Raw genomic sequence first — 22,014 nt, 5'->3', positions numbered from 1 at the left:
GTTCAGCCGGTGGCCGGGATCGCCCGGCCACCGACCAGGCGCAGGATGCGGCTCGGCCGTTCGACGCCGATCAGGCGGTGCAGGATCAGGATCACGCTCCGCCCTGCCGTCGCCTCGTCCAGCGTGGCGAGGAAGGCGCGTTCGGTATCCGCATCCAGCCCCGCGGCGGGCTCGTCCAGGATCAGCACGGATGCGGGCGACAGCAGCGTCCGCGCCAGCGCGAGGCGCCGCCCCTGACCGCCCGAGAAGCGGCTCCCGCCCTCCCCGCATGGGGTTGCGAGGCCCTCGGGCAGGGAGCGCACGAGGTCGCCGATCTGCGCGCGATCCAGCGCGCGCCATAGCTCAGCCTCGGTGGCCCCGGGTGCGGCGAGGCGGAGATTCGCCTCGATGCTGTCGTCGAACAGCCGCGCATCCTGGGTCAGCCAGGCGACACGCCGGCGCAGATCCGCCGCCGTGAGCGTCGCGATGTCCACCCCGCCCAGCGTGATCAACCCCGCCTGCGGTGCCGCAAACTTCAGCAGCAAGGCCGCGAGCGTCGACTTGCCGGCGCCCGAGGGCCCCAGCAGGGCGATCCGCGCACCCTCCGGCACTTCCAGGTCGAGTCCATCGAACACTGGCGGGCGGTCCGCTGCCCAGGCGAAGGTGACGCCCGACAGGCGCAGCGCATGGCCCGCCGGCAGGGCGGCGGGAGCGGCGGGGTCAGGCACCGGCTCGGCGGTATCGGCGGCTTCGAACAGCCGTCGGGCGGCCGCGGCCGCGGCGGCGAGCGCTGCACCGGCGCGCGGCATCAGCCCCAGCGCCTCGGCCGCCGCGATCGCCAGGAAGACTGCCATCAACCCGGTTGCGACCGCCCGGTTCTGCGCAGCCAGTGCCCAGGCGACCGAGCCGAGCAGCGCGGCCTGGGTCAGCAGCGAACCCATCGCCCCGCCCCAGGCGGCCCGCCGCGCCAGGCTCGATTGCGCGCGGGCCAGCGCCTCGCCCTCGGCGGCGACGCGCCGGGCGGCCAGCGCCTCGCCATTGGCGGCCAGCGTGTCCTCAAGGCCGGTGAATGGCTCCACCACGGCACTGCGCAGCGCGCCCTGCGCCTCGGCGACCTTCGTGCCGGCCCGCGCGGCAGTAGGCGCGAGCAGCACCGGCAAGGCCAGCGCGGCGGCCAGTGGCAGGGCCAGGATGGCGGCGAGGCCCGGTTCCGCCGCGCCAACCGCCACCGCCAGCGTGAGCACGACGGCAAGCGCTGCCGACCCCGGCACGATGACACGCAGATAGAGCCCGTCGAGCGCCTCGACATCCGCGACCAAACGGCCCAGCAGATCCCCCGCCCGGCGCAGCCCCAGCCCGGCCGGCAGGCGTTCGGCGAGCCGCGTGAAGAACCACACGCGCATCATGGCAAGCGCGCGGAAGGTCGCTTCATGCGTCACCAGCCGTTCGAGGTATCGCGCCACCGGGCGGAACAGCATGACTGGGCGCAGCCAGAGCAGCGCGGCGAGGCCGGCGCCAGCCAAGACCACGGCATCGCCACGCCCCTGCGCAATCGCCCCGGAAATCACCCGGGCGGCGAGCACCAGCAGCGCCACCCCCGCCAGGGCCGAGAGCACCGCCATCGCGACGCCGGCCACGAGCCATCCGGCATGGCCACGCCACAGGCCGAGGATGCGCATTACGTCGCGCCGCATCACTTGCCCGCCATCCGCGCGCCGGCAGCGCGGCCGGCCTGGAGTTCCAGCACCTGACCAAAGGCACTGCGCGCCGCACGCGCATGCGTCGCAACGATCGCCGTGCGGCCGATGCATAGCCGCCGCACCGCATCGAGCACGACGGCCTCCGTGCCCGGGTCCAGATGCGCCGTTGGTTCGTCGAGCAGGACCAAGGGCGTGTCGCGCAGGAACGCGCGCGCCACGGCGACACGCTGCGCCTGCCCGCCGGAAAGGCCGAAACCACCCTCGCCGACCGGAGTGTCGAGCCCGCTGGGCAGCTCGGCGGCGAATTCCATCACATGGGCGGCCCGGGCGGCGGCCTCGACCGCAGCGTCATCCGCATCCGGCCGCGCGAAGCGGATGTTGTCGCGGATCGAACCACGGAAGATGAAGGCGCGCTGGCCGACATAGGATGACAGTCGGCGCAGTTCCGATGGCTTCAGCAACGTCGCGTCTCGGCCGTTAATCGCGACGCGTCCGCGATCGGGGCGCCGGAAGCCCATCAGAATGCGCAGCACGGTCGTCTTCCCCGCACCCGAGGCGCCGGTCAGCAGCAGCGTCTCGCCGGGCATCACACGGAGGGACAGGCCGTCCAATGCCGGCGGGCGATCCGCTGCATAGGATAGGCCGACCTCATGGAAGGTGACCGTGACCTTGGGTGGCACTTCCTCGAGCAACAGGCCGCCGGGTTCCGGCGCATCGAGCAGCGGCGCGAGATCCGCCGCCGCGCCCCGGGCGGAAAGCTGTTCGTGATAGGCGGCCGAGAAGGCGCGCAGCGGGGCGAAGAAGGCGGGCACCAGCAACAGGGTGAACAGCGCGATCACCGGGGTCGGATGCACGCCGCGCACCAGCGCGCCGTGATGATAGGCGAGCGAGGCGAGCGCCGCCGCGATGATGAGTTCCATGGCGCCGGCCGAGATGAAGGCGACGCGCAGCACGCGCATGGTCCGCTGGCGCAGTTCCTCGGCCGCCGCGCCAAGACGGGACGCCTCGGCCTGCTGCTGGTTGAACAGCACCAGCACCGGCAGGCCGCGCATGCGGTCAAGGAAACGGCCCGACAGGCGCTGCAGAGCGGCGAATTGGCGGCGGCTGGCCTGCGCCGCGCCGATGCCAGTGAGCACCTGCACCACCGGCACCAGCAGCCCCGCGCCGAGCAGGATCAGCCCGCTGAGCGGATCCGCGACCAACGCCACCGCTCCGATCATCAGCGGTGCCAGGACGGCCAGCATCGCAGCCGGCAGCCAGCGCGCGAAATAGCCTTCCAGCGCCTCGATCCGTTCGACGACCAGGGCACTTTTCTCCCCCACCGCCCGGTCATCCGCCGGGCCGGCGGCCAACAGCCGGGCGAAGGCGGCCGCACGCAGCCGCGCCTTGGCATCCTCCCCGGCGGCGAGCTGCGCGCGTTCCTGCGCGATGCCTAAGGCCGCCATCAGCAGCGCCAGCGCCGCCGCCGCGGTGAGCTCCGCCCAGCCGGCGTCGCCCTGCCCGAGCAGCGTCGCCAGCAATCGTGCCAGCAGGAAGGCCTGCGCCACGCCACAGGCAGCGATGCCGAGCCCAAGCAGGACAGGGGGAATGAGGCGGGCACGCTCGGACCGCGCCTCCCGCTTCAGGAGCGACGCGGCACCGGCCTCCGCGCCCGTCGAAGGGGACGCCATGCGCCGCAGCATACCGGAGATCGGACAAGGCTGAAATCAGCCGTCGGTCGCCTTGCCGAAGCGAAATGGCCACGTCATCAAGGCCGCACAGGAGATACCGGCCCGATGCTGCCCAGCCATGACCGCTACGACTACCACGCCTGGCCGGACCGGCCGCCCTATGGCTGGCCTGGCGGGGCACGGCTTGCGATCTATCTCGGCGTGAACCTCGAGCATTTTGCCTTCGGAGAAGGGCTGGGCGCGGAACTCGCCCCCGGCGGACCGCAACCCGACGTGCTGAACTTCGCCTGGCGGGACTACGGCAACCGGGTCGGCGCCTGGCGGCTGCTGGCGCTGCTGGATGAACTTGGCCTGCCGGCGACCGTGCTGCTGAACAGCGCAATGTATGACTACGCGCCGGAACTGGTCGCCGCCCATCGCGCCCGCGGCGACGAGATTGCCGGCCATGGGCGCACCAATTCCGAGCGCCAGTCCGTCCTGCCCGAGGCGGAGGAGCGCGCGCTGATCACCGAGAGTACCGCAGCGATCCTGCGCCACGAAGGCAAGGCACCGCGAGGCTGGCTCTCGCCCTGGATCGCGGAGAGCCGGGCCACGCCGGACCTGCTGGTCGAGTCGGGCTATGGCTACACGCTCAACTGGTGCGCCGACGACGCGCCGATATGGATGCGCACGCGCGCCGGCCGGCTGCTCGCCATCCCCTATCCGCAGGAGGTCAACGACATCCCGGCGATCGCCGCCCGCAAGGATAGCGCGGGGCAGTTCGCCGACATGATCGTCGATGACCTCGAGGAACGGCTGCGGCAGGTCGCCGATGGCCGGCCGCAGGTGATGGGCATCGCGCTGCATCCCTATCTGATCGGCCAGCCCTATCGGCTGCGGCAATTGCGACGCGCATTGCTGCACTTGTCCTCACGCCGCGACGTCGCCTGGATCACCACCGCGGGCGCCGTCTTCGACCATGTCCTGTCCTTGCCCGCGGGTCTCGTCCCCGGGGGCTGAAGCACGGTCGCCGAGCCCTGTCGCGGCGCCGCTCCGCCTACCGGGCCGCGTCGGGCGGCAGCAGGATCAGTTCGAAGGCCCCCGACCCATGGCCCAGCACCCCGGCGCGCACGAAGATATCGCCCTTGCGCACAGCCTCGATCGGCAGGCGTGAGGCCAGCCCTTCGCCGCCATCATCGTCCTCGGCCAGCACCTCACCATTGGCATCGAGGATCTCCAGCACGGTATCGGTGCCGTCGCGCAATTCCCGCGTCATGAGCACGCCAGCCCCCGACGGCAGGAGGAAATAGGCCGATTGCCCGCGCCGCAGCCGAATCGGCACCGCCACGCCGGGCTGCAGCATGGGCGCGCCCGCCGCCGCCTGGAGGGAGATCGGGAAGGTGACCGGCTCGGGCACATCCGCCTCGACCGACAGGTCGAACTCGCCCGCACCGTCGCCAAGGACGCGGGCGCGCACGAAGACCGGCCGGGATTCGGCCGCCGCGATTTCGAGGCGCGAGGCGAGGCCGCCGCCGCCGTCGTCATCCTCGGTCAGTTCCTCGCCATTGGCGTCGAGCAGCGTCAGCACCGTGTCCGTGCCGCGGCGCAGATTGCTGGTGACAACGGCGATGTCGCCCTCCGGCAGGCGAAACACCGCCGTCTGGCCGCGCCGCAGCCGCAGGGTCAGGGTCTGGCCCACGGCAAGCGCGGGTGCCATCGCCGCCTCCCGCAGCGAACGCGGGAAGCTCGGACCCGGCGCCGGCGTGTCCGGCAGCAGCACGATATCGAAGGTGCCGCCGCCCAGCGTGCCGGCGCGCAGGAACAGCGGGCGCCGCTGCGCGCCCGGCACTTCCAGGCGCGAGGCGAGTTGCTCCTCGCCGCCGTCATCGTCCGTGGTGAGTTCCCGCCCATTGGCGTCGAGCAGGGTCAACACCGTGTCGGTCCCGGCCTCGAGCCCGCGCGTCAGGGCAACGAGGTCCGGCGCATCCGACGGCAGCCGGAAATAGGCTTCCTGGCGCCCACGCAACGACACCCTGACCGGCCGGTCGATCGCCAGGGCCGGTCGCCCCACCGCATCGGCGAGGTTGCGCGCGGGCGCGTTCGGATCGACCGGCGGCGCCCGGTTCAGCACGACGTCGAAGCGACCCACCCCACCTTCCAGCAGGCTGATCCGCAGGAAGAGCGGCCCGCGCTGGTCGGCGCCGATCTCGATACGGGAGGCGAGGTTCTCATCCCCCCCGTCGTCATCCTCATCGAGCAGACGGCCCTGCGCATCGACAAGTGCCATCACCGTGTCGGCATTGCGCGACAGGCGCCGGGTTTCGGCCACGAGTTCCCCCGCGCCCTCGGGCAGGCGGATGAAGGCGGATTGCCCGCGCGCGAGTTGGACGGAAATGGTGTCGCCCACCGCCATCGGTGACTGCGACAAGGCATCGGCCAGTTCGACAGCCACGGCCGCACGTGCCGGCTGCGCCGCGCCTGGCAACGGATGGAGCGTGGCAAGGGCCAGCAGAGCGGCGGCCGCCACGGCCGCCTGTCGCGTCGCCCGACGGGCATTCGGCCGATGCATTGCGATGGATTCCCTGTCTGGTGCGCGACAGCGCTAGCGCCTGCCGGGCGGGGGGGTCAACCTCGGCGGCCGGCGCCTATCCCAGTTCGAAACTGGCGATGCCATAGACCTGACGCAGCGGCAGGTCGGGCGCGATGCCGGCATACATGCGGGCCGTCTCGAAGGCGGGGAGCATGCCCGCATCCTGCGCCATGGCGAGCGCGTCCGCGTTCGGCTCCGGCAGGTCGAGGAAGACCGGGCCAGGTGGTGCTGCCGCCAGCAGATCCGCGAACAGGGCACGCGCCGCGGCGGGATCCTCGGCAAAGAGCGGCCCGATCTTCGACCCCTCCCGGCATCGCCGCAGCACAGCAAAGCCACGCAGACCGCTCCCGCCCGGCACGACTCGGGCGACATGGCCGGGCGCGGCGATCCAGGCCCGGAGGAAGGCCTCCCGCGGGGCGGGGAAGAAGCGGCGGTCGAAATCGGCAATGGCGGCGAAGGGGACCGTGTCGGCGGCAAGGACGGCGGGTGCCTCGGTGATTTGTGGCGCGCGGGGCGCGGCCGCGGCGTAGCGGATGTTCCGGTGCAGCAGATCGAAGCCGGAGCGCCGGTAGTTCGCCTGCTGCGCCACCACCCCATCCAGCCCGACCACCCCCGGTCGAAGTCGCGCCATAGCGGCTTGCCACAATGCCAGCCCGTGCCCGAGGCCACGAAAGCCGGGCCGGACGATGTAGAAACCGAGGAAGCCGAAGCCCTCGCCATACCGCACGGCCGAAACGCAGCCGACCGGCTCGCCGGCCAGTTCGGCGATCAGGAAGCCGTCAGGGTCGGCTGCGAGGAAACAAGCGGCATCGGACAGGCCGGGATTCCAGCCCTCTGCCGCCGCCCAGTCGAGGGCGAGCGGCAATTCCGCCGGCCGCATGGTCCGGATCGTCGCAATGCCCAAGGCGCTTCATCCCAGCCACGGTGAGGCCGCCACGCTACGCCGTGGACGAGGTGCGGGCCATGAGCGTCGTCGGCTCTCGGAGCCCGGGCCTGTCGGCGTGCATCCAGCCACGCTACAGACCGCGGTCATGGACGACGAAACACCCTCCCCCGCCGCCATCCAGGCCATCGTGCGTCGCGGCGTGCCACTCGCTGCTGCCTGGGGAATCGAGGTCGCCTCAGCCGCCGGCGGCTCCGCCACCTGCCGGCTGCCTTGGCGGGAGGAATTGCTGCGGCCGGGCGGCACCGTCTCCGGCCCCGCGCTGATGGGCCTCGCCGATGTCGCGATGTGGGCGGCGCTGCTCGGCATCAGCGGCGGGCGGGATGAGAGCCTGACCAGCAACCTGACGATCCACTTCCTGCGCCGCCTGCAGCCGGGCCCGGTGCTCGCGGAGGCGCGGGTGCTCAAGCGCGGTCGCATCATCGTCGGCGAGGTGCTGATCCGCGCCGAAGCGTCGGAGGAGATCGCCGCGCATGTGACGACCTCCTGGGCGGCGGTCAGGCCGGCGCCACACCCCAGCCGATGAAGGGGCCGTTGCGCCAGCCCGGCTTGCCATAGCGAAAGGGCGCGCCATCCGGCGTCAGCACCTGGCCGCCCGCGGCCTCCAGCACCGCCTGACCGGCCGCGGTGTCCCATTCCATGGTCGGGCCGAACCGCGGATAGACGTCGGCCTGGCCCTCGGCGAGCAGGCAGAATTTCAGCGACGACCCCACCGAGCGCAGCCCGGCAACGGTCTGCTCGGCGAGGAAGGCGTCGGTGGTCGCATCGCGGTGCGACCGGCTGGCCACGCAGACCACGCCATCTCCGCCCGGGTGGCGGCAGGCGATCGGCTGCCAATCCGCGCCCCCGACCGCGCGCATGCGTGCCCCGGCACCGAGCGCGCCAGCCCAGATGCGGCCTAGCGCCGGCGCCAGCACCACGCCGGCGACCGATCGGCCCGCTTCGACCAGCGCGATGTTCACGGTGAACTCGCCATTGCGCGAAATGAATTCCCGCGTGCCATCCAGCGGATCGACCAGGATGAAGCATTCCTGCGGATCGGGCGTGCGGTGCGCGGCGTCTTCCTCCGACACCACGGCGATGTCCGGGCAGTCGCGGGCCAGCCCTTCGAGGATCACCCGATGTGCCGCGAGATCCGCTTCCGTCACCGGGCTGCCGTCGGCCTTCGCCTCGGCTGCCGTCGTGCCGTAGATCGCCATGATGCGCGCTCCGGCTGCCTCGGCGATCGCCGCGAAACTCTCGGCGAATCGGGTCCTTGCGGCAGGGTCTGTGGTCACGTGGTGCGGCTCCGGAATCGCAGGCTTCGGAACTTGCGCGGAACAGCCCACCATGGGAAGAGGCGGCGCTGCGCTGCACAAGGTTTCCGCCGCGCTGCCATGACGCCGAGGGACCCTTGCAGAGCACCTCAACGAAAGCCCCGCTGACCCCGCATCTCGCACGGCTCGAAGCTGAATCGATCGGAATCATCCGCGAGGTCGCGGCATCCTTCCGCAAACCGGTGATGCTCTACAGCATCGGCAAGGATTCGGGGGTGATGCTGCACCTCGCGCTGAAGGCCTTCGCACCCGGCAAGCCGCCCTTCCCGCTGCTGCATGTCGATACGACGTGGAAGTTCCGCGAGATGATCGCCTTCCGCGACATGATGGCGAAGAAGGTCGGGATGGAGCTTCTGGTCCACACCAACCCCGACGGCATCGCGCGCGGCATCAGCCCGATCGCGTCCGGCTCGGCGCTCCACACGCAGGTGATGAAGACCGAGGGGCTGAAGCAGGCGCTCGACAAATGGGGCTTCGACGCGGCCTTCGGCGGTGCGCGCCGGGATGAGGAGAAGTCCCGCGCGAAGGAACGCGTCTTCTCCTTCCGCGGCCAGGGGCATTCCTGGGATCCGCGCGCGCAGCGGCCGGAACTGTGGTCGCTGTTCAACACGCGCATCCGCGATGGCGAGAGCATCCGCGTCTTCCCGCTGTCCAACTGGACCGAGTACGACGTGTGGGACTACGTCCTCGCCGAGGATATCCCCGTCGTGCCGCTCTACTTCGCGAAGCAGCGGCCGGTGGTGAAGCGCTCCGGAACCTGGATCATGGTGGATGACGAGCGCCTGCCGCTCGAACCCGGCGAGACGCCGCAGATGCGCATGGTCCGCTTCCGCACGCTCGGCTGCTACCCGTTGTCCGGCGCGGTGGAGAGCACCGCGGCGACGCTGCCCGAGATCATCACCGAGATGCGCGCCGCAAAAACCAGCGAACGCCAGGGAAGGCTGATCGATTCCGACGAGGAAGCCTCGATGGAGAAGAAGAAGCGCGAGGGATACTTCTGAGATGACGCATCACCGTGCGCCCGGAAGCCGCGAGCTTCTCCGCTTCCTCACCTGCGGATCGGTGGATGACGGCAAATCGACGCTGATCGGGCGGTTGCTCTACGACAGCCAGCTGATCTTCGAGGACACGCTCGCCGCCGTCGCCCGCGACAGCCGCAAGCACGGCACCACGGGCGACGACATCGACCTCGCACTCCTAGTCGATGGCCTGGAGGCGGAACGCCAACAGGGCATCACCATCGACGTCGCCTACCGCTTCTTCGCCACGCCGCGCCGCGCCTTCATCGTCGCCGACACGCCGGGCCACGAGCAGTACACGCGCAACATGGCGACCGGTGCATCCGGCGCCTCGCTCGCCGTCATTTTGATCGACGCGCGCAAAGGCGTGCTGACGCAAACGCGGCGGCATTCCTACATCTGCTCGCTGCTCGGCATCCGCGATATCGTCGTGGCGGTGAACAAGATCGACCTCGTCAACTTCGATCAGACGACCTTCGACCGCATCGTCGGCGACTACGTCACCTTCGCTTCGGAGCTCGGCTTTCGCTCGATCATGCCGATCCCGATCAGCGCGCGCTTCGGCGACAACGTCTCAGCGCGGTCGGGCAACATGCCCTGGTATCACGGCCCGACGCTGATCGAGCATCTTGAAGCCGTCGATGTCGCGCAGGACCTGGCCGGAAAGCCCTTCCGCTTCCCAGTGCAGTGGGTGAACCGGCCGAACCTCGACTTCCGCGGCTTCGCCGGGACCATCGTCTCGGGCCGCATCGCCACCGGCGACCAGGTGGTCGTCGCCGCATCCGGCAAGGCGTCGCGCATCGCGCGCATCGTCACAGCCGATGGCGACCTCGCCGCCGCCGAGGCCGGCCAGGCCGTGACGCTGACGCTGGAGGACGAGGTCGATGTCGCGCGCGGCGACATCCTGGTCCACGCCGCCGAGCGCCCGGCCGTCGCCGACCAGTTCGCCGGCCATCTGCTGTGGATGGATGAGGAAGCGATGCTGCCCGGGCGCTCCTACCTCATGCGCATCGGCAACATCTGGACGCCGTGCTCGGTCACCTCCATCCGCCACCGGGTCGATGTGAACACGCTCGAGGAACACGCCGCGCGGCGGCTATCGCTGAACGAGATCGGCTTCTGCAACTTCTCCGCCGGTCAGCCGATCCCGATGGATCCCTATGAGGAGAACCGGACCACCGGTGCCTTCATCCTGGTGGACCGCTTCACCAACCGCACCGCCGGGGCGGGGATGGTCTCCTTCCCGCTACGGCGGGCGTCGAACATCCACCATGAGCACTTCACGGTGGACAAGACGGCGCGCGCCGCCCTCGTCGGCAACAAGCCGATGGTGCTGTGGTTCACCGGCCTGTCGGGATCCGGCAAGTCCACCATCGCCAACATCGTCGAGCAGGCGCTGCACCGCGCCGGCCGGCAGACCTACAGCCTGGATGGCGACAATATCCGCCACGGGCTCTGCCGCGATCTCGGCTTCACCGCCGAGGACCGTGTGGAGAACATCCGCCGCGTCGGTGAGGTGGCGAAGCTCTTCGTCGATGCGGGGATGATCGTGCTCTGCTCCTTCATCTCCCCCTTCCGGGCAGAGCGACGCATGGTGCGCGACCTGCTCGGCCCCGGCGAATTCCTCGAGGTCTTCGTGGACACGCCGATCGAGGCCTGCATCCAGCGCGACCCGAAGGGCCTCTACGCCAAGGCGCAGGCCGGGCAGATCAAGAACTTCACCGGCATCGACAGCCCCTACGAAGCGCCTGAGCAGCCGGAACTGCACATCCCGACGCCGGGCCGCGCGGCCGCGGATTGCGCGGCCGAGGTGCTGGAGCAGTTGCGCGCACGCGGGATCGCCTGCTGACGCGGTATCAGTCGGCCCCGGGCCAGACGAAGGGCGTGGCCGGATCCACCGCAAAGGGGTCCGGCCCATCGGTGATCGACGCGGCAAGCCGCCCCTCGGCCGCCAGGGCCAGCCGCGCGAGGGCGCGGCGCCATAGCGCCAGCAGATCCACATCCGGCGCGGCGCGCGCCATCGCCTCATCCAGCCAGGTGGCGTAGGCGCCGGGCAGCGTGGCGAGCAGGCGGGCGAACAGCATCGCGTCGCGCGGCGTCAGCGCATCCGGCAGGCGCAACTCCCCGGTCACGGACATCGCCGCATGCAGCGCCGGCGCCCCCGGCGCAGCGAGTGCCAGTTCCAGCGTCTCCGCTTCCGCGCGCAAGGCGCAGGCAAGGTGCGGCAGCGGGGTCGGACCCAGCCGCGCCGCTTCCAGCCGCATGTCGAGCATCCGCGCCTCACCGTCGGACAGGAACGCCATGCGTGCACGACCGGGCATCACCGGCAGGCGGTCATCCAGAAAGCGACGACCGGCGATCAGTGCCAGCGCCTCGCCGGCCGCGGCCGCGCCGTCCGGACGCGGTTCGAGCACCAGGGAGGACAGGCGGAAGCCGACCGCGCGCATGCCCTGCATCGGCGCGGGCAGGTGTCGCAGCTTCGCCGTGTGGAACCAGAACTCGCCACGCCCCTCCCCGGCCATCACTGCCGCATCCCAGGAGAAGTCGAGCACCGCCATGCCGCCGAGCCGGCGCGGCGTGGCGATCAGCCGATGGCCGTTGAGGAAGATCGTCACCTCGGGCACTGGCTCTGGATCGACGAGGGCCAGATGCGCTTCACCGCGTCCCGCCCCAGCCGGCAGATGGACGCGCAGGACCGAGAAATGCCCCGGGCCGCTCCAGCGGAAGCCGATTGCGTCGCGCAGGTCGGGCGGATGCCAGCCGCTGCCCTCGATGCCGAAGAGCATGTCGTGCACGATCCGCCGCCGCCAGGTGACCGCTTCCATCCGCGCTATTCCAACGTCCAGGCGTTGCGTTCGGCGAGGCGCACCACCTCGATGCCGAAGCGCGTGCCCGCCGTCTCGGCGAGATCCGCCAGGGGATAGCCTTCCTCCGGCGCGGCTGCCACCGCCGCGAGCAGATCCGCCGTCGCCTCCGCGATGATCCCCATGCCGAGTTGCGACAGTGCCGGCCGGCGCGGCGCGAGATGCCCCATCATGCTGCGCAGCGCCGCGAGCCAGGCCGGCCGCTGCCAGGCGGCCTTGTGCGCCAGGTGCCGCACGCCGGCGCATTGCACGACCTCGACCGGCATGCCGCGCAGCAGGGCATCGAGCAGGATCCAGTAGTCCCACCACGGCACGCCGAGGGCGAAGCCGCGCATGTCGATGCGTCGCGCCATGTCAGAGGGCATCAGCACAAGGTCGTAGCCGTAGCGATAATATGGTCCGACCTCCTGGCCGGCATGGGTGATATCCATACGGTTGCAGGCAATGATGCGCGTGCCGGCGCGCTGCGCCAGGGCCGCACGGCGGCGGACATCAAGGTCGAGCCGGATATCCGCATTGACGATGCCCACGACCGGCGCGCCGATCGCGACGGCCTGCGCCAAGGCGTCCGAAACCCAGGTACCCGGCCGGCCGAAAGCCTCGGCGACGCCGGGCTGGGCCGGCACGGCTTCGACGCCGGGCGGCAGTCCGGTCAGCGCGCCGATCTCCTCGGCCGGATTGATCGTCAGGACCCGCCAACCTGCCGCCGGCCAGGATGCCGCACAGGCGGCGCCCCAGGCCGGGCCGGCATCCTCGCCGCCCGGACCCGGCCGACGCATGGCAGGCGGGATGGAAGTGGCGAGCGCGACCTCAGTCACGCGCGTCGAGTTGTCGCGCCTTGGCGACGTTCCAGGCGATACCGAGGCTGCGGAAGGCATGGCCCGCAATGGTGCGCATGCGCGTTTCGACCGGCGCGGCGATGTCGCGCAGCGGCGTCCCGTTGCTGGCCAGCGCCAATTCGCGCCCGAGCGCCGTCGCCAGCGCAACGCCGCGCCCGTTGCAGCCGGTCCAACTCAGCACGCCCGGCGCCAGTTCGTAGACATGCGGCATCTTGTCGGCGGTGGCCGCGATGTAGCCCCGCCAGATGTAGTCGAAGCGGACCTCCCCGATCTGCGGAAAGACGCGACGGATGCGCTCGGTGATGCGCGCGCGGATGCGATTGTCCCAGCCGAAGGGGACGATCAGCCCGCCACCGGTCACCAACCGGCCATTCGCATCGAAGCGGTAGAAATACAGATCGCCGCGCGTGTCCGACAGCGCATGGCCTTCCGGCAAGATGGTCTTGCGGATGTTGTCCGACAGCACCGAGGTCGCCATCTGGTACGACCGCACCGGCACAAGGGTGCGCTTCAGTCCGGGCCAGAGGTCATCCGTATAGGCCTGCGTCGCGATCACGACGCGTTCGGCGGTCAGCGTGCCCTGCGGCGTGGTCAGCGCCCATCCGCCCGCCACCTGTCGGATGCCGCGGACGGGACTGCCGGTATGGATCACGGCACCAGCACGGATCGCCGCTGCCGCCATGCCGCGCGCCAAGCCGAGCGGATTGATCCGCCCGCCCGTCGGATTGCCCCAGCCGCCATGCCAGTGATCACTGCCGGTCAGCGCGGCCATCTCGTCGCGCGAATACATCCGCACCGGGGCACCACGGCGGCCCCATTGCTCGGCGCGTGCGGCCGAAAGCTTGAGCCGCGACGCACGATGCGCCGGCTGGATCCAGCCGTTCTGCACCGCTTCCGCCTCGATCCCATGGCGGCGGATCAGGTCGAAGGTGAAGGCGGCGCTGTCGCGGATCAGGCCGACGAGTTGTTCGCCCTTCTCCCGGCCGCCATGCTCCGGGGCGACCGCGGCGACGATCCCATCGGGATCGACGCGCGACAGCGTCGGGATGACCTGGCCGTTGTTGCGCCCGGAAGCGCCCCAGCCGATCTCCGCGGCTTCCAGCAGGGTCACCGGCACGCCGGCCTCCGCCAGGTGCAGCGCGGTGGACAGGCCCGTGAAGCCGGCGCCGACCACGGCGACGCCGCTGCGCGCGTCGCCGGCCAGCGGCGCGGTGGGCGGAGCAGCGGGGGCAGTGGCAGCCCAGAGGCTTGGCGGCATCGGCATGGTCATGCCGTTCTTCTCCCGGTGAACAGCACAGCCGCAAGCATGCCGCCGGCGGCAAGCGTCGCGCCCAGCCCCTGCAGCAGTGAGATCGGCTCGCCCAGCAACAATCCTGCGAGCAGCAACGCGGTCACGGGCACCATGATGGACAGGGTGGCCGCGCGCGTCGGTCCGAGCAACTCCACCGCGCGCGCGTAGAGGAACATCGCCAGCGCCCCGAGCGCGACGCCCTGGGCAAGGAACTGCACGATCAGCGGACCCGCCGGCAGATCCAGCACCGCCGTGCCCCGCCAGGGCAACCAGATCGGCAGCACCGCGGCTGCCGAGATCATGGTCACGGCCGCCGTCGCCGGGATCGCCGGCACCTGCCAACGGCGCAGCAAGAGGGTGAAGACCGACCAGGTGGTCCCTGCCAGGACCAGCAGGATGTCGCCGCGCCAGGCGCCGGGATAGCTACCCATGACCCCGTCCCAGCCGATCATCAGCACGCCCATGCCCATCACGCCGAGCGCGATCGCCCTGCCCCGGCTCGGCCATTCGCCGATCATCGGGATGGCGAGCAACGCACCGGCGACCGGCATGACCATCGGCGCGATAGTCCCGCCATGGGATGCGGGCGCATAGCGCAGCGCCCAGACGAACAGCAGCAGGTTCGGCGCGCCGCCGAAGGCGGACAGGACCAGCAGCCGCGCCCAACCGAAGCGTTTCAGCGCCGCCCGTGCACGCCAGGCGAACGGCGCGAGCATCAGTGCCGCCGGCGCATACCGGAACGCGGCAAGATCGAGGGGATGGAAGCCCTGGCCCGCCAGCGCCGGCCGCGCCACGACGGCGTGCCCGCCCCAGATGATCGAGCACGCGATGCCGAAGGCCAGGCCCATCAGGATCTTGGGATTCATCGCCGCGCAAACTGCCCTGTGCGGCCATGCGCGGATACGTTGTGCTGGCGCGGGTCAGGCATGCCCGCCCGAACACGGGCCAGCGATCAGGCGGCGAAGACGCGATTCAGGTCGCTGCAGAACCGCCCATATGGCAGTCCATAGGCGTGGATGGAAATCGCCGTCTCGGTGCCGAGATTGGCCAGGCGGTGGATGGCGTCGGGGCGCGCCGGGCCGAAGGAGATGTCGCCCGGGCGGCGCAGTGCGATGCCGGACAGCGCCGGCATCGCGCCATCCTGCGCGGGCAGGTCGTAAAAGGTCTCGGTCAGCACGCCGCGATGCACGCCCACGGCGCACCAGGCCTTGTGTGCGTGGACGGGGGACATCTGGCCGGGGCGCCAGACCAGGGCGGCGACGGCCCAGCCTTCCTCCGCATCCTCATGCAGCAGATGGCGGATGTAGGTTTCGGCACGACAGGGACAGTCGCGGCCGAGCAGCAGCATCGGGTCCGCAGCGTATTGGCCCAGCACCTCGGCCACCGCGCCGGAGGGGTCGTCCCCCGACGCCCGCAGCGCGGCCGAGATCCCGCCAGCCATGGCATCAAGGGCAGTGTGGGTGGCGATGACGTTCATGGGCGGAACCCTGCGACGCGGGATGACAGCACCGAATCCTACCAATGGAGACAAGTTTTCCGCAACTGGTTTCTGCGGTGAAATCTCAATCCCCAAACAAGCACGAATAGAGATGATGATTCCCTACGCATCTGCCGCGCGAAGGAGCAGCCGCGATGCTGCGCGGCCAGGCAGACCGGCAGCATCGAATGGGTCACGGGACGTCGCGGCCTTCGGAGCGCGGCAATGCCGTGACCCGCGAGCGCAGCGCCCGCCACTCAAGGGCAGGCGCAGTGTCTTGTGGACGCCGAGAGGCGCGCGTCAGGCGACCGTCTTCTGGAACGCCACCTGGTAGGTCGAAGGCCAGTCGGGAAAGCGCAGGCGCCGGCGATAAATGTTGGTGAAGGCATCGATCGCGAGTTTCGGGGTATCGAGGATGTCCTCCTCCCCCAGGCGCTGGCGCTGCCAGGTGTAATCGTCGCAGATCACCAGCCCGCCTCGGCGCAGCAGCGGAAAGGACAGCACCAGGTCCTCAAGCACATCGGCGGCCTGATGCGACCCGTCCACGTAGATGAAGTCGAACCGGCCGGCGAACCCCTCGGCATGCAGGTCCCGCAGCGCGGCCGAGGACAGGCGCCGATGGCCGATCACCTTGTGGCGGGGAAAGCGCTTCAGCACCGCCGCGACATTCGCCTGGAAACGGTCGAAGACCGCGTTCATGGCGATGCCGCCATGTTCGACCCCGCCCTCCCAGGTATCGATGCAGTGGATCTCCCCGTCGAGGTCCGCCGGCAGGATGTGCTCCAGCATGAAGCAGGTGCAGCGACCCTCGAAGGCGCCGATCTCAAGGATGCGCGCGGGCCGGGGCATGACCCGGGGGAACAAATGCTTCCAGGCCGGGATGGACCGGCTGAACCAATCCACGGTGAAGCGCGGGGCGTCGGCCCCGTCGGTGTCGGACAATCCCTGCATCGGTGGAACCGCCTGTCCTTCGCCCGGATGTGCAGCGACGCATCATTGGCCGCCGCGAGGATGGCCGGCTAGCCGCTCCGCAAACGCAACGCGCGCCGGGGCGGATGCCACGGCGCGCGTGCAAAGGTGGCAGGCCGGCGCAGGGCCAGCCCGCGAGGGATCAGCGGCTGTAGAACTCGACGACCAGGTTCGGTTCCATCTGGACCGGATAGGGCACGTCGGACAGCTTCGGCGCGCGAAGGAACTTGCCGCGCATCGCGCGGTGATCCACCTCGACGTATTCCGGCACGTCGCGCTCGGCGGACTGCGTCGCATCGAGCACGGCCACCAGCTGCTTCGACTTCTCCTTCACCTCGATCTGGTCGCCGTCCTTCACGAGGTAGGAGGGGATGTTCACCCGCTTGCCGTTCACGGTGATGTGGCCGTGGTTGACGAACTGACGGGCGGCGAAGGGCGTGACGGCCAGCTTCATGCGGTAGACCACCGCATCGAGGCGACGCTCCAGCAGCTCGATCAGGTTCTCCGAGGTGTCGCCCTTACGGCGCACGGCTTCCTCGTAGTACTTGCGGAACTGCTTCTCGCCGATGTTGCCGTAGTAGCCCTTGAGCTTCTGCTTCGCCATCAGCTGCACGCCGAAGTCGGTCGGCTTCTGCTTGCGGCGCTGGCCATGCTGGCCGGGGCCGTATTCGCGCTTGGCGATGGGGGACTTGGCGCGGCCCCAGAGATTGACGCCAAGGCGGCGGTTGATCTTGTACTTGGATTCTGCGCGCTTGGTCATGCGCTGCACCCCGCCGCGTTACACGGTCGGGCCTTCTTCGCTGTGCCCCGAAGGGCTGTTGTCCCGGTAGGCCCCTGCCCGGACTGGGCGGGGGCGGGCGCGGACCCCGAAGGTCCGTCCACGTTCCCGGAAGGTGGCGGTCCCATAGGTGCCCTGGCGGGGCTTGTCAAACAGGGCCCGCGGCGCCTACTCGCCGACCATGGTGACGCGTTCGGACATCCTCGTGCTCGGCCTGACGGCGGGCGTCGTCGGTAGCCTGGTCGGCGGCCTCATGCTGTACTCCGGGCTCGCTTTGGTCATGGCGGGCAATCATGCGGTGGGCTGGCTGCTCGCCCTGCCCGCGGCGCCGGCCGGTGGCGGGCTCGGCCTGCTGCTGGCGCGCAAGTTGGCGGCCAAGCTCTAGGTTTCGCCGGCCCGGCGCCGGCGGCCGGCCGGCCATTCGTCGGCCAGATAGGCCGCGACCGCCCGGTGGTAGTCGCCGAGCCCCGGCCTCGACCCACCGCCACCCACTAGGCGGTTCATCGCCCGCCACCGCCGCAGCACCGCAGCCACCGCCCCCGCATGGCGCCCGAAGCCGGCGCCGTCCACAGTGATCAAGCCAAGCGCCTGCGCATATTCGGCATCGAAGCGGCCACCCTCGGTATCCGTCGCCTGGCCTGGCCTCAGTTGGTAGCGATAGGCAAGGCCATCCGCGACCGGCACGGAGCCACCGACCGCCGCCAAGACCGTGAGGTCGAACAGGACGTCGTCGATCAGCCGGAACGGCCGGAAGGCCGGGGCCAGGTCCCGCCGCGCCATCAGGTGTAGCGATGCGAAGGCCGAGGCCCAATCGGCGAAGCCGAAGCGCCGTGTGCCCGGTTCCGGAATGCGTCGCACCGCCAGCCCCATCGCGTCGCGCACGACGCTCGGCACCAGGACCGCCCCGGCCGCGCCCGTCATCGCCAGCGCGCTGGCGATTGCGTCCGGCGGACCTTCCAGGGCGTCGTCGCCGTCCAGCATCAGCACATGGGTACCGGCGGCGAGGAAAAGCGCCCGGTTGCGCGCCGCATGGGCGCCACTGGCGACAGGTCCGACCGCCGTGAAGCGCAGGCGCGGGTCATGCGGCAGCACCTCGGCGTAGTCGGTGCCGTCGTCGGAGGCGATGACGACCTCAACCGCCGCCCCCACCGATCGCCCGAACACCGAGGCCACGGCCAGCGGGACCTCGCGCCGCAGGCGGTGGGCGGCGATCAGGACGGAAAGATCAGGGCGGGACATGCCCCGCATCTGTGCCACTCCCCGCAGCGGCGGGCGAGGTCTCCGGCGCCGCGCGGGCGGACCATTCCATCCACAGATTCATCCACACGCAAAAGCGATTGACTGTGACTCCGGAACCTAAATAGAACACGCGTGAGGTTGCCCATTTGTTCCGACCGAGTCGCAGGACCCGGCGCCAGGAGGAGGAGCAGGAATGCTCACGCGCAAGCAGCACGAGCTGCTCATGTTCATCGACCGCCACCTGCGCGAGACAGGATTTTCTCCCTCCTTCGAGGAGATGAAGGGCGCGCTCAACCTCAAATCCAAATCCGGTATCCACAGGCTGATCACGGCGCTGGAAGAACGCGGCTTCCTCCGCCGCCGCGCCCATCGCGCCCGCGCGCTGGAGGTCATTCGCCTGCCGGAGAACCTCGCCCCGCGCAGCAGCCGTGCCGCGGCCAAGGCGCCTGAGGCCCCGCTCGGCCCCAATGTCATCCGCGGGCCCTTCGCAACCCATGCGCCCGCCCGCCCGCCCGCCGAGGCGAATGACAGCGCCCCGGTCACGCTGCCGCTCTACGGCCGGATCGCCGCCGGCCTGCCGATCGAGGCGCTGCGCGACAATGGCGCGAGCGTCGATGTTCCCGCGGCGCTGATCGGCAATGGCGATCATTATGCGCTGGAGGTCGCCGGCGATTCGATGATCGATGCCGGCATTCTCGACGGCGACACCGTGATCATCAATCGCGCCGACACGGCCGAGAACGGGTCGATCGTCGTCGCGCTGGTGGATGAGAACGAGGTGACGCTGAAACGGATCCGCCGGCGGGGGAACTCGATCGCCCTGGAACCGGCCAATCCGCGGCATGAGACACGCATCTTCGGACCGGACCGGGTGCGTGTGCAGGGGCGGCTGGTGGGGCTGCTGCGGCGGTATTGAGACCCGCCAGGGCCGTCGGCGTCCAGGGGTGCACCGGGTCGCGTAGCGCAGCATAGAACTTCGGCACCGTCGCGCCGTTCCAGCACGCGGCGAACGGCGTGCAGGACGACGTCATTCCTGGCAATCGCCTCGATCCGGTTCGCCGCGCGGCATCGGCGCGCTATTCGATCGGCGCGGGCGGTTGCTCCTCCCGCCCGCGCGGTATCGGCACCGGCGGCACCCAGGGCCGCGCGCCGCGCCAGACACGATCGGAGACGACACGCGGGCCCGCCGCATCGAGCCAGACCGCATGCGGGCCGTTCCGCCATACCGAGAAGCGGTCGATCACCTGGCTGCCGGCACAGCGGCCACGCAGCGGCTCTGCCGACACCACCAAGCCTACCCGCCCGCAATGGCCGGCCACCGGATCGCCGCGCAATAGCACCGCGGCCGGCGCCCCCGGCACGGGCCGCAGCAGGCATGCGCCGGGATTGCAGGCGACGGCGCCGTCGGCGGCCTCGCCCTGTCCCGGCAGCGGGTGTGCCTCGCGCAGGCCATGGGCGCGCAGCCAGGAGTCCCGGGTCAGCACTGAGGCCCCCGATTGCCGCTGCAGCCACATCGCGCCATCGGCCACAACGCCGATCAGCCGTGCATCGCCCGACACGAACAGATCCGGCGCGCGGTGCAGCTCCGGGCTGGCCAGGCCCAACGCCATGACCGGCAGTCCGAGCCAACGCCAACGCAATCGCCACAAGCACAGCCAGACCATACCGAAGGCAAAGGCCGCGAGGCCCCAGGGCGGGATGGGCCGCGCCGTCTGCGCCGCCCCGGGCCAAGCGGCCACCTCCCGCGCGACGGCGAGCACAGCCTCGCACCCCCAACCCATCACCATCAGCGCCGGGCCTTCAAGCCCCAGCGGCATCAGCGCGGCGGCAACCATCCCGGCCGGCATCACCAGCACCGAGGTCAGGGGCACTGCCACCGCATTCGCCGCCACGCCATACCATTGCAGCCGGCCGAAATGCGCGAGCCCGAAAGGCGCCGTCGCCAGCCCCGCCAGCCCCGATGTGACGACCAGCCCCACCACGAAGACCAACCCCTTGCGCCACCAGGCGCTAGCGCCCCGCAGCCGGGCCATCGGGCCCTTCAGCGCCTCCCACCCTGCGATCAGGGCGAGCACCGCGGCGAAGGACATCTGGAAGGATGGGCCGAGCACTGCATCGGGCGCGACCAGCATCACCGCTGCGGCCGCCAGTGCCAGGCTGCGCATGGACACCGCCCGGCGTCCGGTCAGCAGCGCCAGCGTGACCAGGACGGCGGTCGCGAAGGACCGCTGCATCGGCACCTGCGACCCGGTCAGCAGCATGTAGAAGCCGCCCGCGGCCAGCGCCGCGACACCGGCCATGGCCTTGCTGTCCACCCGCAGCGCGAGCCATCGCCAGCAGGCGATCACCAGCCGCACCACCCAGAAGGTCACGCCCATCACAATGGCGATGTGCAGGCCGGAGACCGAAAGCAGGTGCGCGAGGCCGGAATCGCGCATGGCGGTCAGATCGGTGCGCGGGATGGCGCTCTGCCCGCCTGTCAGCAATGCGGAGGCGACCGCCCCGGCGGCGCCCGGCACCACGGCGGCGACACGTGTTTCCAGTGTCGTCCGCAGCCCTGACAAGGGCCGCCCGCTCCCCTCCGCCGGGGCGACCTCAGCCGGGCCGATGGCGAAACCGGAACCGCCCTGCCCCGCGAAGAAGGCGCTGCGCTGGAAGTCCCAGGCGCCGGGGAAGGCCGGCGGTGACGGCGCACGCACCAGGGCGCGGACCGTGACGCGGTCGCCAGGTTCGGGCCGGGCCGGATCATTGGCGCGCAGCCGGATGCGAAAACTCCGGGGCTGGATCGGCTCGTCAGGCCCGAAGCGGAGTTCGGCCAGGGTCAGTCGTCGCCCTTCCGGCAACAGGTCCACATCCTGGACGATGCCGGTCACGACCACCGCCCGGACCGGCGGCGCGGCCAGCGGTGCGGCCTGTCCCGCATGCCAGGCCGCGGCCCCGAAACCCAGTGCCGCCGCACCGACCAGCCCGACCGCCCAGCCGGCCTGCGGTGCGCGCCGCGCCACCAGCACTGCGAGCAGGATCAGCACCGGCGCCGGCGCCACGGACCAACCCGGCGGTTCTTCCCGCAGCGCGAAGTAGCCGATCACGCCGACGCCCATCGCCACCGCCAGCCATGGCGCGAGCCGCCCGCGCTCGCCGGCCAGCAGCACCGCGGCGTCGCCCGCCGAGGCACGGCAGCGGTCGATGGCTCGGCCCGGCAGAATGCGCGCGACGGTGCTGGACAGTGGGACGTTCCGCAACTCCTGCGTTCATTCTAGGATGATGAGATGGCTCCGCGGGAGTGGCTTCCACGCGCGCGGGTTCACCCAGGCCGGCCAATCTGGTCTAAGAGGCGCCCTCGTGACTGAGCCCAGGTGAC

At 70.7% G+C, this 22,014-nt stretch carries 20 protein-coding genes; 6 read left to right on the top strand and 14 right to left on the bottom strand.

The genetic code is table 11. The annotated features are described in order from the left end of the window. Positions 1 to 2: 2 nt before the first annotated feature. Entirely contained in the window at positions 3 to 1,673 is a 1,671-nt protein-coding gene (gene cydC / locus AC2YHJ_RS09330; RefSeq protein ID WP_487395552.1) for a thiol reductant ABC exporter subunit CydC, read from the bottom strand. After that, positions 1,673 to 3,349, bottom strand: a complete 1,677-nt coding sequence (gene cydD, locus AC2YHJ_RS09325; protein WP_487395550.1) for a thiol reductant ABC exporter subunit CydD — start codon at positions 3,347 to 3,349, stop codon at positions 1,673 to 1,675. Before cydD ends, cydC begins: the two co-directional genes overlap by 1 nt. A 105-nt stretch (positions 3,350 to 3,454) precedes the next feature. On the opposite strand from cydD, the gene AC2YHJ_RS09320 reads away from it, so the two are divergent. After that, positions 3,455 to 4,348 (top strand): polysaccharide deacetylase family protein, encoded by an 894-nt coding sequence (locus AC2YHJ_RS09320; protein ID WP_487395548.1) that lies wholly within the window; start codon positions 3,455 to 3,457, stop codon positions 4,346 to 4,348. 37 nt (positions 4,349 to 4,385) lie between these two features. Here AC2YHJ_RS09320 and AC2YHJ_RS09315 read toward each other — a convergent pair whose 3' ends face one another. After that, the gene (locus AC2YHJ_RS09315) at positions 4,386 to 5,897 is read right to left on the bottom strand and encodes a hypothetical protein (RefSeq protein ID WP_487395547.1); all 1,512 of its coding nucleotides are present in this window, start codon (positions 5,895 to 5,897) and stop codon (positions 4,386 to 4,388) included. 76 nt (positions 5,898 to 5,973) lie between these two features. After that, entirely contained in the window at positions 5,974 to 6,822 is an 849-nt protein-coding gene (locus AC2YHJ_RS09310; RefSeq protein ID WP_487395546.1) for a GNAT family N-acetyltransferase, read from the bottom strand. Between the two features lie 127 nt (positions 6,823 to 6,949). On the opposite strand from AC2YHJ_RS09310, the gene AC2YHJ_RS09305 reads away from it, so the two are divergent. Continuing rightward, entirely contained in the window at positions 6,950 to 7,387 is a 438-nt protein-coding gene (locus AC2YHJ_RS09305) for a PaaI family thioesterase (protein ID WP_487395545.1), read from the top strand. Here AC2YHJ_RS09305 and cysQ read toward each other — a convergent pair. Beyond that, on the bottom strand, positions 7,359 to 8,138 hold the full coding sequence (cysQ, locus tag AC2YHJ_RS09300; protein WP_487395544.1) for a 3'(2'),5'-bisphosphate nucleotidase CysQ: 780 nt from the start codon (positions 8,136 to 8,138) through the stop codon (positions 7,359 to 7,361). The two genes, AC2YHJ_RS09305 and cysQ, sit on opposite strands and share 29 nt — an antisense overlap. Before the next feature lie 116 nt (positions 8,139 to 8,254). On the opposite strand from cysQ, the gene cysD reads away from it, so the two are divergent. Both cysD and cysN read left to right on the top strand, forming a co-directional pair. Then, the gene (cysD, locus tag AC2YHJ_RS09295; RefSeq protein WP_487395543.1) at positions 8,255 to 9,178 is read left to right on the top strand and encodes a sulfate adenylyltransferase subunit CysD; all 924 of its coding nucleotides are present in this window, start codon (positions 8,255 to 8,257) and stop codon (positions 9,176 to 9,178) included. 1 nt (position 9,179) lies between these two features. Then, the gene (gene cysN, locus AC2YHJ_RS09290; RefSeq protein ID WP_487395542.1) at positions 9,180 to 11,045 is read left to right on the top strand and encodes a sulfate adenylyltransferase subunit CysN; all 1,866 of its coding nucleotides are present in this window, start codon (positions 9,180 to 9,182) and stop codon (positions 11,043 to 11,045) included. A gap of 7 nt (positions 11,046 to 11,052) precedes the next feature. Here the strand turns inward: cysN and AC2YHJ_RS09285 are convergent, their stop codons facing one another. The 7 genes from AC2YHJ_RS09285 to rpsD all read right to left on the bottom strand — a co-directional run bounded on the left by AC2YHJ_RS09285 (position 11,053) and on the right by rpsD (position 17,396). Continuing rightward, positions 11,053 to 12,021, bottom strand: coding sequence for a hypothetical protein (locus AC2YHJ_RS09285; protein ID WP_487395540.1), 969 nt, complete (start codon positions 12,019 to 12,021; stop codon positions 11,053 to 11,055). A gap of 5 nt (positions 12,022 to 12,026) precedes the next feature. Then, positions 12,027 to 12,878 carry a hypothetical protein gene (locus AC2YHJ_RS09280; RefSeq protein WP_487395538.1) on the bottom strand — a complete coding sequence of 284 codons (852 nt, stop codon included), beginning with the start codon at positions 12,876 to 12,878 and terminating at the stop codon, positions 12,027 to 12,029. Then, the gene (locus tag AC2YHJ_RS09275; RefSeq protein ID WP_487395537.1) at positions 12,871 to 14,169 is read right to left on the bottom strand and encodes an NAD(P)/FAD-dependent oxidoreductase; all 1,299 of its coding nucleotides are present in this window, start codon (positions 14,167 to 14,169) and stop codon (positions 12,871 to 12,873) included. The genes AC2YHJ_RS09280 and AC2YHJ_RS09275 overlap by 8 nt, the downstream gene beginning before the upstream one ends. Continuing rightward, positions 14,166 to 15,056, bottom strand: a complete 891-nt coding sequence (locus AC2YHJ_RS09270) for a DMT family transporter (RefSeq protein WP_487395536.1) — start codon at positions 15,054 to 15,056, stop codon at positions 14,166 to 14,168. The genes AC2YHJ_RS09275 and AC2YHJ_RS09270 overlap by 4 nt, the downstream gene beginning before the upstream one ends. A gap of 86 nt (positions 15,057 to 15,142) precedes the next feature. Next, positions 15,143 to 15,667: a cysteine dioxygenase family protein gene (locus tag AC2YHJ_RS09265; RefSeq protein ID WP_487395534.1), complete on the bottom strand. Its 525-nt coding sequence runs from the start codon at positions 15,665 to 15,667 to the stop codon at positions 15,143 to 15,145. A 300-nt stretch (positions 15,668 to 15,967) separates the two neighbouring features. Then, positions 15,968 to 16,618 carry a class I SAM-dependent methyltransferase gene (locus tag AC2YHJ_RS09260; protein WP_487395533.1) on the bottom strand — a complete coding sequence of 217 codons (651 nt, stop codon included), beginning with the start codon at positions 16,616 to 16,618 and terminating at the stop codon, positions 15,968 to 15,970. A 160-nt stretch (positions 16,619 to 16,778) separates the two neighbouring features. Beyond that, positions 16,779 to 17,396 (bottom strand): 30S ribosomal protein S4, encoded by a 618-nt coding sequence (rpsD, locus tag AC2YHJ_RS09255; protein ID WP_487395532.1) that lies wholly within the window; start codon positions 17,394 to 17,396, stop codon positions 16,779 to 16,781. Positions 17,397 to 17,559: 163 nt separating this feature from the next. On the opposite strand from rpsD, the gene AC2YHJ_RS09250 reads away from it, so the two are divergent. Beyond that, positions 17,560 to 17,799 carry a hypothetical protein gene (locus AC2YHJ_RS09250; RefSeq protein ID WP_487395530.1) on the top strand — a complete coding sequence of 80 codons (240 nt, stop codon included), beginning with the start codon at positions 17,560 to 17,562 and terminating at the stop codon, positions 17,797 to 17,799. Here the strand turns inward: AC2YHJ_RS09250 and AC2YHJ_RS09245 are convergent. Beyond that, a complete protein-coding gene (locus AC2YHJ_RS09245; RefSeq protein ID WP_487395529.1) occupies positions 17,796 to 18,653 on the bottom strand; it encodes a glycosyltransferase family 2 protein in 858 nt (285 codons plus the stop codon). The two genes, AC2YHJ_RS09250 and AC2YHJ_RS09245, sit on opposite strands and share 4 nt — an antisense overlap. Before the next feature lie 193 nt (positions 18,654 to 18,846). Here AC2YHJ_RS09245 and lexA point away from each other — a divergent pair, with 193 nt between their 5' ends. Beyond that, complete coding sequence (gene lexA, locus AC2YHJ_RS09240) at positions 18,847 to 19,569, top strand: transcriptional repressor LexA (protein ID WP_487395528.1); 723 nt, start codon at positions 18,847 to 18,849, stop codon at positions 19,567 to 19,569. A 160-nt stretch (positions 19,570 to 19,729) separates the two neighbouring features. On the opposite strand, the gene AC2YHJ_RS09235 is transcribed toward lexA, so the two are convergent. Continuing rightward, positions 19,730 to 21,895 carry a ComEC/Rec2 family competence protein gene (locus AC2YHJ_RS09235; RefSeq protein WP_487395527.1) on the bottom strand — a complete coding sequence of 722 codons (2,166 nt, stop codon included), beginning with the start codon at positions 21,893 to 21,895 and terminating at the stop codon, positions 19,730 to 19,732. Between the last annotated feature and the right edge of the window lie 119 nt (positions 21,896 to 22,014).

The sequence above is a fragment of the Roseomonas sp. SRI_022 genome, assembly GCF_057586215.1.
The sequence above is the reverse complement of the archived record's forward strand: the minus strand, read 5'-3'. Positions and strand labels throughout refer to the sequence as shown.